Annotated in this window: 10 protein-coding genes; 2 read left to right on the top strand and 8 right to left on the bottom strand. The window is 72.6% G+C overall.

Going from position 1 to position 12,200, the window contains the following annotated elements:
• Positions 1–19: 19 nt before the first annotated feature.
• From QEZ54_RS09510 to QEZ54_RS09475, 8 genes are all read right to left on the bottom strand, one after another.
• Positions 20–2,467 (bottom strand): FAD-dependent oxidoreductase, encoded by a 2,448-nt coding sequence (locus QEZ54_RS09510; RefSeq protein WP_281304146.1) that lies wholly within the window; start codon positions 2,465–2,467, stop codon positions 20–22.
• An 18-nt stretch (positions 2,468–2,485) separates the two neighbouring features.
• Entirely contained in the window at positions 2,486–3,319 is an 834-nt protein-coding gene (locus QEZ54_RS09505; protein WP_281304145.1) for an ABC transporter ATP-binding protein, read from the bottom strand.
• Positions 3,309–4,154: an ABC transporter ATP-binding protein gene (locus QEZ54_RS09500; protein WP_281304144.1), complete on the bottom strand. Its 846-nt coding sequence runs from the start codon at positions 4,152–4,154 to the stop codon at positions 3,309–3,311. Before QEZ54_RS09500 ends, QEZ54_RS09505 begins: the two co-directional genes overlap by 11 nt.
• Complete coding sequence (locus QEZ54_RS09495; protein ID WP_281304143.1) at positions 4,154–5,026, bottom strand: ABC transporter permease; 873 nt, start codon at positions 5,024–5,026, stop codon at positions 4,154–4,156. Before QEZ54_RS09495 ends, QEZ54_RS09500 begins: the two co-directional genes overlap by 1 nt.
• Position 5,027: 1 nt before the next feature.
• Positions 5,028–6,026, bottom strand: coding sequence for an ABC transporter permease (locus QEZ54_RS09490; protein WP_281304142.1), 999 nt, complete (start codon positions 6,024–6,026; stop codon positions 5,028–5,030).
• Entirely contained in the window at positions 6,023–7,573 is a 1,551-nt protein-coding gene (locus QEZ54_RS09485) for an ABC transporter substrate-binding protein (protein ID WP_281304141.1), read from the bottom strand. Before QEZ54_RS09485 ends, QEZ54_RS09490 begins: the two co-directional genes overlap by 4 nt.
• Entirely contained in the window at positions 7,570–8,940 is a 1,371-nt protein-coding gene (locus tag QEZ54_RS09480; protein ID WP_281304140.1) for an NtaA/DmoA family FMN-dependent monooxygenase, read from the bottom strand. Before QEZ54_RS09480 ends, QEZ54_RS09485 begins: the two co-directional genes overlap by 4 nt.
• A gap of 430 nt (positions 8,941–9,370) precedes the next feature.
• The gene (locus tag QEZ54_RS09475; RefSeq protein WP_281304139.1) at positions 9,371–10,576 is read right to left on the bottom strand and encodes an RNA-guided endonuclease TnpB family protein; all 1,206 of its coding nucleotides are present in this window, start codon (positions 10,574–10,576) and stop codon (positions 9,371–9,373) included.
• Between the two features lie 155 nt (positions 10,577–10,731).
• Between QEZ54_RS09475 and QEZ54_RS09470 the strand changes: the two genes are divergently transcribed.
• Both QEZ54_RS09470 and QEZ54_RS09465 read left to right on the top strand, forming a co-directional pair.
• Positions 10,732–11,622, top strand: a complete 891-nt coding sequence (locus QEZ54_RS09470; protein WP_281304138.1) for a LysR substrate-binding domain-containing protein — start codon at positions 10,732–10,734, stop codon at positions 11,620–11,622.
• Positions 11,619–12,134, top strand: a complete 516-nt coding sequence (locus QEZ54_RS09465) for a cupin domain-containing protein (protein ID WP_281304137.1) — start codon at positions 11,619–11,621, stop codon at positions 12,132–12,134. Before QEZ54_RS09470 ends, QEZ54_RS09465 begins: the two co-directional genes overlap by 4 nt.
• Positions 12,135–12,200 lie beyond the last annotated feature (66 nt).

Below are 12,200 nucleotides of genomic sequence, written 5' to 3'. Positions count from 1 at the left end.
TGTTGGGACGCGACCCCGTTCACCAGGTGCTGTGCTCGACCTGGACGACGCGCTCCAGCGGCTGCTCCGCCCGCACGGCCTCCAGGAAGGACACCACCTCGGCGGCGACCGAGCGGTGCTGGAGGTCGTTCAGGACGTCGTGGTGGGCGCCGCGCACCACCGCGAGCCGGGCCGTCGGCAGGATCCCGGCCAGCTGCGCCAGCCGCTCGCGGTCGGCGTACGGGTCGGTGTCGCCGGTCAGGATCAGGTGCGGCACCTCCGCCTTGCTCGCGTAGGCGCCGTCGAGCAGCCGCGTGGGCACCGGCCCGGCCAGCGCGCCCGGCACCACCGTCGGATCGTTGCCGAGCACGCCCCGGTGCGCCGGGCAGTGCGTACGCCCGTCCAGCTCCGCCTCCCAGCCCTCAGTCCGGTGCTCGGCGTAGCCCGGCAGCCCCGCCAGCACCACGGCCGCGGGCCACCACGGCACCTCCGGGCCGGACCGGGCCACCAGGCTCGCCACGGTGGCGGCGCCGGTGTCCGCGCCGAGCAGGACCAGCGGTGTCACGGGCTCGTCACCGAGGCCCTTGACGGCCTCGGTCAGCACCGCCGCGAACCGGTCGAGCGAGCCCTCGACGTCGGACTCGTCCAGCGCCGGAGCCGGTACCACCCGCACCCGGTACGCGTCGGCGGCCAGGCGGCTGCCGAGGCGGACGTACCCGGAGGCGCTCTCGCCGCGGCCGGGGACGATCAGGACGGTGCCCCGGGTGCGCAGCTCGGCCGGGCCGGTGAAGTCGAGGAAGTACGACATGGTGGTGCCTTTCGCGGGTACGGTCGCGGCGCGCACGCCGAGGACGTGGTCGAGGACGGCGGCGGCCCCGCCCGGCGGCAGCGCCCGGCCCCGCCAGGCGACGTGCTGATCGGGCCGCACCAGCACCGCGCCCTCGGGGTAGTGCTCGCGGGCCGGTCCTTCGGGCAGGTGCACCACCGCCAGCCCCAGGCCCCGCTCGGCCGCCGCCGCGGTGAACGCCTCGGCCAGCTCGGCGTCCGGCTCGCTCAGCAGCAGTCCGAAGTCCAGGCCGAGCCGGTCGTAGAGGGTGTCGCCCCACGGGTCCACGTACGCGTCGGGGGCCCGGTGGCCGGGGCGCGGATCGTCGGTGTAGACCGCCGCGCGCCACGGCTGGTCGGTCTCCTGCTGGCCGGGCTCGTACCAGACCACGCCCGAGGCGTCGTAGCGCTCGTCGAACAGCACGCCGATCGCCTCGCCGCGCGGTTCGGCGCCCAGCAGCTCGGCGATCTCGCCCCGGCGCCGCCGCGCCCGTGCGCTGTCGTCGGCGTCGTCGGGCACCCCGTCGGCGCGGATGCGCGCCAGCAGCGCCCGCGAGCGCCGCGCCGAGTCCAGCGCGTGGTCGGCGACCCGCTGGTTGTGCGGGCGGCGCTCGGCGTCGTACGAGTCCAGCAGCGCTTCGCCGCCGTGCCCGGCCAGCACCGCCGCCAGCTTCCAGCCCAGGTTCGCCACGTCGCCGAAGCCCTCGCCCAGGTTGCCGCCCGGGGTGCGCACGTGCGCGGCGTCCCCGGCGAGCAGCACCCGCCCCTTGCGGAACGTCTCGGCGATCCGCGTCGCCTGGTAGTACGTCGTCTTCGACGCCAGCTCCAGCTCCAGGTCGGGCACCCCGAACGCCGACCGCGCGATGTCCAGCAGCTCGTCGGCGGCCGGCTCGACGTCCAGCGGGTACGGCCCCGCGTACACGCGCCACTCGGTCGGGCTGATCGCGGCCAGGAACCCCGACGCCCGCTGGTTGTAGACGATGTTGGTGCCGCTGGGCGCCGCCCCGAGCGCGCCCGGCGCGTGCCGGACGATCAGGCGGAACAGCCGCTCGGTGGCGTGCTCGCCCACCCGCTCGATTCCGGCCAGCCGGCGCACGGTGCTGCTGCCCCCGTCGGCGCCGATGACGTACCGGGAGGCGATGGTGCGGGTCTGGCCGTCGGCGGTGACGGTCGTGCGTACGCCGTCGCCGGTGTCGTCCAGTCCGGTGACGCGCCAGCCGCCGCTGACCGGCACCCCGTGCAGGCCCAGGTGGTCCAGGAACGCCTGCTGGAGGGCGGTCTGCGGGCGGCGGATCGGCCGGGCCAGCGAGGCGCCCGACGGCTGGCGCCGCTCGCCGTCCGGGATCAGGTCGTGCCCGGTCAGCGACGTGGCCAGCCGGATGCCCCGGTTCCACTCCGGCGGGAACGTCCAGCCGGTACGGATGCGCTGCAGCACGCCCCAGCGCCGGAAGTGCTCGACCACGCGCGGCGAGTGCCCCATCGCCCCGGCGCGGACCAGGGTCGCCCCGGTGGCGGCGTCGACGACGGCGACCGAGACCCCGCGCGCGGTCAGCTCGACGGCGGCCGACAGGCCCACCGGGCCGGCGCCGACGATCAGCACGTCGGTCTCGGCGGGCGGTGCGGCGGTGGGAAAGTGGACGTCGGCTGCGGGTTGACGGACCATGGCTCTCTTCCTCTCGGTTCAGACGTGCAGGAGCTCGCGCAGCGCCTCGCGGCGGGCACGGTCGCCCGCCGCCGAGGACAGCGTCGGCGCGGAGCTGACGAGCAGGCGGGTGTACGGGTGCCGCGGCGCGTTGACCAGTTCCCGGGCCGGCGCCGTCTCGACGACGCGGCCCTGGTAGAGCACCGCGATCCGGTCGGCGATCCCGGCCACCGAGCCCAGGTCGTGCGAGATGAACACCAGCGCCGCACCGGAGTCGCGCAGCTGCTTGAGCAGCTCCAGCGCCCGGACCCGGTTGGCCGAGTCCAGCGCGCTCACCGGCTCGTCGAGGATGATCAGTTCCGGGTCGGTGACCAGGGCCCGGGCGACCGCCACCCGCTGGCGCTGGCCGCCGGACAGCTCGCCCGGCAGCCGGTGCAGCAGCTCCTCGTCCAGGTGCACCCGGTCCAGGTACGCCCGCGCCAGCTCGGTCGCCTCGCGGCGCGGGCGGCCCTGGACGAGCAGCGGTTCGATGAGCGACTCGGCGACGGTCAGGTCGGGGTCCAGGCTGCGCAGCGGGTCCTGGAAGACGTACTGGAGCACGCCGCGGCGGCGCAGGGCGCGCCACTGCCGGGTCGAGTGACCGGTTACGTCCCCGCCCGCGATCTCGATCCGGCCCCCCGACGGGCGGACCAGGCCGAGCACCGCGCGGGCCAGGGTGGACTTGCCGGAGCCGGTCTCGCCGATCACGCCCACGGTCTCGCCGGGCGCCACGGTCAGGCTCGCGCCGCGCAGCGCGTGCAGGCGGCCGGTGCCGCGGCGGTAGTGCACGTCCAGGTCGGTCACGCGCAGGACCGGGCGGGCGTCAGCCGACATGGTCGAGCTCCTTGCTCAGGGCGGGTTCGGCGGCGTCGCGGAAGCGGTCCAGGCCGTACTGCTCGTGCTCGGCGATGAGCAGGCGGGTGTAGTCGTGGCGAGGGTCGTAGAGCACGCGGGCGGTCGGGCCCTGCTCGACGACGATCCCGTCGCGCATGACCAGCACCTCGTCGCACAGCTGCGCGACCACGGCGAGGTCGTGCGACACGACGATCAGGGCCATGCCGGTGCGTTCGCGCAGCTCGGTGAGCAGGTCCAGGATCTCGGCCTGCACGGTGACGTCGAGGGCGGTGGTCGCCTCGTCGGCGATGAGCAGCTGCGGGTCGGCGGCGATCGCGGCGGCGATCAGGACCCGCTGCAGCATGCCGCCGGACAGCTCGTGCGGGTACTGCCGGTAGACGAGGTCAGGCTCGCGCAGCCGTACCGAGCTGAGCAGGTCCAGGGCCCGGCGGCGGGCCTCGCGGCGGGTCAGCCCCTTCTTGACCCGGACGACCTCGGCGAGCTGCGCCCCGATGCGGATGGACGGGTTGAGGTAGGAGGCGGGGTCCTGGAACACGGCCCCGACCGTCGTGCCGCGCAGCCCGGTCCACTCGCGCTGGGTGAGCCCGGACGTGTCGCGTCCGGCCAGCTCGATCGTGCCGCCGGTGACGGAGAAGTGCCGCGGCAGGATGCCCAGCACCGCCCGGCAGGTCAGCGTCTTGCCGCTGCCGGACTCCCCGACGATGCCGACGACCTTGCCCGGGGTCAGCTCGAACGAGACGCCGTGGACGATGTCCCGGTCGCCCACCGCGTCGTGGATCCGGACGTCGGTCAGGCGCAGTGCGGCGTCGCTCATCAGGCACCCCTTCCGGCGACAGCCAGGCGGCCGCGCAGCTTCCTGTTGTCGAGCAGGGCGCGGCCCGCTTCGCCGGAGACGTCGCGGATCGCGTCGGCGAGCAGGTTGCAGGCCCAGACGGTGGCCATGATCAGGGCGGTGGGCAGCAGCGGCGCCCACGGCCGGTAGCTGAGGAAGCCCAGGTCGGAGGCGAGGATGCCGCCCCACGTCGGCGCGGGCGGGCGTACGCCGATGCCGAGGAAGGTCAGGCTGGACACGACCACGAAGCCGACGCCCGCAGTGTGGGCCAGGGCGATGGCGATCGGCGGCAGCACCTTCGTCCAGACGTGCCTGCGCACGATCCAGCCGACCGACGCCCCGGCGATGATCGCCGCCTCGACGTACTGCGATCGCGCCACGGACAGGGTGGCCGCGCGCGACACCCGGAAGAACAGCGGCGAGACCATGATGCCGACGGTGAGCATGGCCTGCGGGATGCCGTTGCCCAGCAGCGCGGTGACGGCGACGGCGAAGACCAGGAACGGCAGCGCGATCAGGGTGTCGGCCAGCCGCAGCGTGACCCATTCGAAGGCGCGGCCCAGGTAGACCGACAGGATGCCGGGGATGACGCCGACCAGCAGCGCCATCACGGTCACCTGGAGCGCGCCGAGCACGCTGAGCCGGGACCCGGCCAGCAGCCGGCTGAGCACGTCGCGACCCAGGTAGTCGGTGCCCAGCCAGTGGTGCGGGCCGGGGTCGGCGAGGATGTCGGCGCTGCCCGCGAGCGGGTCCTGCGGGGACAGCAGCGGCCCGAGCAGGGCCAGCAGCGCGATGAGGGCGAGGATGACCGCGGCGATGCGGCCGGAGGTCAGGGCGAGCAGGCGGCGTACCACGTCAGACTCCTCGGGCCGAGGCGGGCGTCAGGCGGGCCAGGATCAGGTTGACCAGCAGGTTGAAGACGACGACCAGCACGATGGAGACGACCAGCACGCCCTGCACCGCAGGTACGTCGCCGCGCTGGGCCGAGGCGGCGGCGAACTGGCCGAAGCCCGGCATCCCGAAGACCGCCTCGGTGACGACGGCGCCGCCGAGCAGGTTCGGGAACTTCAGGCCCAGCACGGTCAGCGCCGGTCCGATGCCGTTGCGCAGCACGTGCCGGAAGAAGATCCGGCGCGGGCCGAGGCCGCGCACCAGGGCCCCGGTCACGTAGTTCTCCCGGTACGCCGCGACCAGCCCGGCCCGCAGCTGCCGGGCGACGTCGGAGACGGTGTCGAAGCTGAGCGCGATCGCGGGCAGGGTGATGTGCGCCAGCCACAGGCCGAACCCGCGCTCGGCCGGGACCCACCCGGCCGAGGGCAGCCAGTCGAGGCTCACCGCGAACACGGCCACCAATGCGATGCCGACCACGAACGAGGGCATCACCGAGATGAACGTCATCGCCCCGGTGATGACCCGGTCGACCCAGGTGGTACGCCGCAGCGCGGCCAGGATGCCGAAGCCGAACCCGAACACCACACCGATCAGCAGGGCCAGCCCGGCCACCGACAGGCTGATCACGGCGCCCTCGGTGAGCAGGCGCGAGATGTCGGCGCCGTTGTACCAGCTGGTGCCCAGGTCACCGGAGAGGACCTTGCCGAACCAGTCCAGGTACTGGGTCAGGAACGGCCGGTCCAGGCCCCACTCGTGCTCGATGCGGGCCAGCGACTCCGGCGTCGCCGACTCGCCCAGTTGCAGGTGCGCCGGGCTGAGCCCGCTCAGCGAACGCAGCGCGAACGTCACGAACGTCGCGACCAGGAACACCGGTACGAAGATCGCGATCGAGCGGGCCGCCACGGATGCGGTGCGCGCGGCGGCCCGGCGCAGCCGGGCGGTGCCCAGCCCGGCGCCGCTCATGACGCGGCCACGGTGACGCCGGTCCAGTGGATCTGGCCGGGGATCGCGGGCAGCGCCGAGACGCGGGTGCTCTTGACGAAGATGTTCGTCGGCGCGTGCGTGAACACCAGCGCCCGGCTGGCCAGGCCCGCCCGGGTCGCCGCCTGCAGGTTCGCGGCGTAGTCGGGGGAGTCCAGCGGCGTCTGGCGGGCCAGGGCGATCGCCGCCTCGAAGCCCTCCGGCTGGTACGGCGTGCTCAGGTTCAGCGGGCCGTTGGGTCCGAAGTGCGCGGTCAGGGTCTGCACGGGCGACTCGCGGCCGGTGGTGCCGTACAGCGACAGGGTCAGGTCCTTGGCGAAGAACGGCGTGGACCAGTTCGGGTCGACCTTGATGCTGACGGTGATGCCGATCGCGTCCAGCTGCGCCTGCACGATCTCGGCAGCCGTGGACTGGGCCGGGATGACCAGGTCGAGCTTGATCTGGCCCGGCTGGTATCCGGCCTCGGCCAGCAGCTGCCTGGCCTTGGCCGGGTCGTAGCCGAACTGCCCGGCCGACTTCTCGTCGTAGGCGAGGTAGCCCGGCGGGAACGGCTGGTCGGTGGCCTTGCCGTAGCCGAAGGTGACCTTGTCGACGAACTCCTGCCGGTTGACCGCGTAGCGGACCGCGTCGACCACCTTCGGGTTGTCGAACGGCTTCTTGTTGACGTTGATGCTGATGTTGGAGGCGTTGAAGCCCGGCTGCAGCACCACGTCCAGACCGGACGCCTTGGCGGCCTTCACCTGCGAGGCGTCCAGGTAGGCCAGGTCGTAGACGCCGGTCTTGAGGCTGGACACGATGGTGGCGCTGTCCGGTGCGGCGTGCAGCTCCACCCTGTCGATGTGGATGTTGGCCGCGTCCCAGTAGTCGGCGTTCTTCTTGAAGTACACGTGCGAGCCGGGGACGAACTCGGTCACCACGAACGGTCCGGCGCCGACCGGGTTCTGGTCCAGCTTGACCGGGTCCTGCGCCGCCTTCGGGCTGGTGATCTGCGCGACGCGCTCGCCGAGCAGCAGCGGGATCTGGTAGTCGACCTGGGTCAGGTTGATCACCACGTCGAGGTCGCCGTCGGCGGTGATCTCCTTGATCGAGGTGAGGTCGCCGAACAGGGCCGAGTTCTTCTGCGTCTTGGCCCGCTCCAGGTAGAGCTTGACCGCCCGGGCGTCGAGCGGCTCGCCGTCGGTGAACTTGAGGCCGGGCCGCAGGTGGAAGGTGACCTGGTCGCCGGTGCTGTTGTAGTCCCAGCCCCTGGCCAGGCTCGGCACCGCCTTGCCCTGCTCGTCGATCTCGGTCAGCGACGCGTACGCCAGCGACAGGATCCGGAACTGGGCGCCGCTGCCGCTGACCACCGGGTCCCAGTGCGCGGGCAGGGCGACCGCCCAGCGCAGGGTCGACTCGCCGGAGGCGGCTCCGGCGTCCGCACCGCAGCCGGTCGTGGCCAGGGCGAGCAGTGCGGCCGCGGCTGCGGCCAGCTGTCTGGTACGTCGTGCCAGTTTCATCGTGGTGCCCTTCGGAAAGGTCGTGCGCGTCACGCGACGAGGCTGGGGGTGCGGGCGGGCTGCTGCGCGGCGGTGCGCCGGGCCACGGTGTGGGTGTTCTCGGGGATGGGCAGGCCGAGGTTGCCGCGCAGCGTGGTGGCGGCGTAGCCGGTGCGGACCACGCCGCGTTCGCGCAGGATCGGCAGCACCTCGTCGGTGAAGCGGGCGAACTCGCTGGGCACGGTGACGGTGATGTTGACCCCGTCGAACGCCCCGGCGCGGAACCAGCGCTCGATCTCGGCGGCCACCGTCGCGGCCGACCCGACGAACGGCGAGCGGCGCGAGTCGAGCTGGTGCTGCACGACCTGGCGCAGCGTGAACCCGTTGTCCCTGGCCAGCTTCTTGATCTTCTCGGCCTGGGTCTTGAAGCTGCGGTCGCCGAGGTCGCCCAGGTCCGGGAACGGCGCGTCCAGGTCGTACTGCGACAGGTCGTGCCAGCCGAACGGGCGGCCCAGCTCGGCCAGCGCCCGGTCGAAGCTCTTGCCGCCCAGGATCTCCTGCTCCTTCTCCCGGGCCTGCGCGTCGGTGTCGGCGATGATCGTGCTGATGCCGGGGAAGATGACGATCTGGTCGGGGTCGCGGCCCAGGGCGGCGGCGCGGGCCCGGATGTCGCGGGCGAACGCCTGCCCCTGCTCGACCGTCTGGGCGTGCGTGAAGATCGCGTCGGCGATGTTCGCGCCCAGGTCGCGGCCCTCGCCGGAGTCGCCGGCCTGGAAGATCACCGGCTGGCCCTGCGGCGAGCGCTGGATGTTGAGCGGCCCCACCACGGAGAAGTGCTCGCCGACGTGGTCGAGCCGGTGCTGGCGGCTGCGGTCGAAGAAGACGCCGCGCTGCTTGTCGCGCGGGAAGGCGTCGTCCTCGTACGACTGCCACAGGCCCTGCACCACGCGTACGTGCTCCAGCGCCCGGCCGTAGCGGGTGGCGTAGTCGTAGTGCTCGTCGCGGCCGTAGTTGCCGGCCGTGCCGCCGTCGCCGGTGGCCACCACGTTCCAGCCCGCCCGGCCGCCGCTGATCAGGTCGAGCGAGGCGAGCCTGCGGGCGATGTTGAACGGGTCGTTGTAGGAGGTGGTCAGCGTGCCGACCAGGCCGATGTGGCTGGTGTGCACCGCGATCGCCGACAGCAGCGTCAGCGGCTCCAGCCGGTTGAGGTAGTGGTGCGGCGAGTCCGGCGTGATGAACTGGCTGTCCACGATGAACGCCAGGTCGAACCCGGCCGCCTCGGCCTGCTGGGCGCGGGCGATGTACCAGCGGATGTCGACGCTGGCGTCGCCCGGTATCTCGGGGCTCAGCCAGGTGTGGTGCTGGCCGGGGCCGCCGACGCCGAGCAGTACGGCGCCCAGTTTCAGGGTGCGTTGAGTCACGGGTATGCCTTTCGGGCAGGAGGGTGCGCAGACAGACGTGCCCGCCGCGATGGGCGTGCACGGGTGGCAGCCGGTGACCGCGGAGCATGCGGGCAGGCTGGGGTGAGGGCTGGAAATCAGGTGGGATACCCGCGGCGGTGCGGGCGGCACGGGTGCACGGCGGGCTGGCGCTCGAACAGCGCCTTCACCGCGTCAGCGACAGAGCGTCGTGCGGGTCCGTGCGTTGTCGAGCCAGCGGCGGCGTGTCAGGTACACGGCGACTGGGCGGCTCATGGCGATGAGTCTGGCCGCCGAGCAGGGCCGATGTCCAACAATGGATCGTGATGGCGATCGATCACGATTCGTGATGGGTGTTCGAAACCCGTGAAACGGCGTTCACATTCCGTGCTCAACCTGCTCCTACGCTCAAGGTCTTGACATCCTCCCCGCCCTAAAGGACGGGGATTCCCTTGGTCGCCCTCGGGTGTTCCTGTCTCGCCGACGACTGCCCCGTCCGAGAGGTTCCTCGTTGAGGTCTTACATCGTCTCCGCAGGCTGTCACCGCCAGTCCGGCGGCCAGGATGTTGCGTGCGGCGTTGACGTCGCGGTCGTGGACGGCCCCGCATGGGCACGTCCACTCCCGTACGCCCAGTGGCATCGGTTGCGCGAGTGCGCCGCAGGTCGAGCAGAGTCGGGTCGAGGGGAACCAGCGGTCCACGGCGATCAGGGTGCGGCCGTGCCAGGCCGTCTTGTACTCCAGCATGGTGCGCAGCTGCCGCCAGGCCGCGTCCGAGATCGCGCGGGCCAGGCGGTGGTTCTTGACCATGTTGCGCACGGCGAGGTCCTCGATCACGATCGTTTGCGTCTCACGAACGAGCCGAGTCGTCAGTTTGTGCAGGTGGTCATGTCTGCGGTCGGTGATGCGGGCGTGGATGCGGGCGAGTTTGATCCGGGCTTTGGCCCGGTTGGCCGAGCCTTTCTGCTTGCGGGCCAGGTCGCGTTGGGCGCGGGCCAGCCGCTTGCTGTCGGCGCGCTCATGCCGGGGGTTGGCGATCTTCTCGCCGGTGGACAGGGTGAGCAGGCTGTCCAGGCCGGCGTCGATCCCGACCGCGCCGCAGGCGGGGGTGGGGGTGATCGTGTCGTCGCAGAGCAGGGACACGAACCAGCGTCCGGCCGGGTCCTGCGACACGGTCACCGTCGACGGCGTGCAGCCCTGCGGCAGGGGCCGCGACCACACGACGTCGAGGGGTTCGGTCATCTTCGCCAGGGTCAAGGTGCCGTCGCGCCACCGGAACGCGCTGGTGGTGTACTCCGCCGACCGGCGCGAGCGCTTCCTGGACTTGAACCTCGGATACTTCGCGCGTTTGGCCCAGAAGTTGGTGAACGCGGTCTGCAGGTGCCGCAGCGCCTGCTGCAGCGGCACGGACGAGACCTCGTTGAGGAACGCCAGGTCGTCGGTCTTCTTCCACGCGGTGAGCAGCGCCGAGGTGGCGTTGTAGTTGATCCGTTCCCGGCGCAGGGTCCAGGCCTCGGTCCTGGCCTGCAAGGCCATGTTGTAGACCAGCCGGACGCACCCGAACGTCCGCGACAACTGCGCGGCCTGCGCGTCGGTGGGGTAGAAGCGGAACTTGAACGCCCGCTTCACCGCCCCGGTCACACCGAACATCCTAACAGGACAGACGGCCGACCTCAGGTCGAGGTGCGGGCGGACACCGGTCCGCCCTGGCCGCGGACCGGCTCTGCCTGTCCTGCTCCACAGGGGCTCCGTTTCCTCCCCGGCCTGAACGCCGGAGTATCCACGGAAGGAATCTGATGAACCGCATCCTGGACATCGCCCCGCTGCGCAGCTTCGTCGCTGTCGCGGACTGCGGCGGCTTCCAGCGCGCGGCCACCGCCCTGTACCTGAGCCAGGGCGCGGTCAGCCAGCACGTGCGCCGCCTGGAGGCGGCCGTCGGGCGCCCACTGGTGGCCCGGCAGGGCCGCGGCTCGCGGTTCACGGCGGCCGGCGAGACCCTGCTGCTGCAGGCGCGGCGCATCCTGGCCCTGCACGACGAGGTGCTGCGCGGGTTCGGCATCGACACCGAGCAGGCACTGGTCATCGGGTCGACCGAGCACGCGGCGGCGCAGCTGCTGCCGGAGCTGGCGGGTGCGCTTGCGGGCACCTTCCCGGACTGGCGGGTGCGGTTCCGCATCGACCGCGGTGCGCAGCTGCGTACCGGCCTGGCCGACGGCCGGATCGACCTGGCCCTGCTGTTCGGGCCCGCCGACGACCCCGACGCGCTGACCGTCGGTGAGCTGGAGCTGACCTGGTACTCGGCGCCGGGCTGGCGCCCGCCGCGCTCCGGTGAGCCGATCCCGCTGGTGGCCTTCGACGCGCCGTGCGCGCTGCGTACCCGCGCGCTGGACACTTTGGCCGGGGCCGACCTGCCGGCCGAGGTCGGCTGCGAGGCCCCGCACCTGGCCGGGGTGCAGGCGGCGGTGCAGGCGGGCCTGGGCGTGGGGCTGATGGCCACCCTCGGCCAGACGCCGCAGGGGCTGGTCACCCGCGACGACCTGCCGCCTGCCCTGCCGCTGCCGCTGTCGGTGTGGTCGCGGCGGGGGCTGCGCCCCGATCTCGTCGAGGGCGCGGCCGAGTCGCTGCGCCGCGTCCTGTCACCCGCGGGCGAGGCCCCGCGCGTACTAACTGCACAAGGAGCATCATGAACGTCCTGCACGTGCCCGCCGGAACGTCCGGCGGCCCGGTGCGTACGCCCAGCGGGGTGCTGCTGCCCGCCGACATCGACCCGTTCCACCGGCGCCTGCACCGGGTCGCCCCGGACGGGCTGGTGTCGCAGACCACGCAGACGCCCGGGATGAAGCGGCTGGAGGCGGTCAGCGGCAAGACCGTGGGCGCCCGCAGCCTGTGGATGGGGCAGACGCACGTCCCGGGCCACACGAAGTCGGCCAACCACCACCACGGCGCCTCCGAGACCGCGATCTTCGTGGTCTCCGGGACCCCGGTGTTCGTCTTCCTCGACCTGGAGGGGGAGGAGCCGGTGGAGACCGCCGTGCAGACCGGCCCCGGCGACTACATCTTCGTCCCGCCGTACGTGCCGCACCGGGAGGAGAACCCCGATCCCGACACCGAGGCGGTGGTGGTGATCGCCCGGACCACCCAGGAGGCGATCGTGGTCAACCTGGACGGGCTGGACTGGTCCGAGGTCGAACTCGACTGAGCGGTCAGGCCACCGGCTGCGGGTAGCGGCGGCGCATCATCGAGAGTGCACCATCGCACACGGAGG

Origin of the sequence: Catellatospora sp. KI3, from assembly GCF_029948125.1 — a bacterium.
In the GTDB taxonomy this organism is placed as follows: Bacteria; Actinomycetota; Actinomycetes; order Mycobacteriales; family Micromonosporaceae; genus Catellatospora.
Note: the sequence above shows the minus strand (reverse complement) of the source record. Positions and strands in the feature narration are given on the sequence as shown.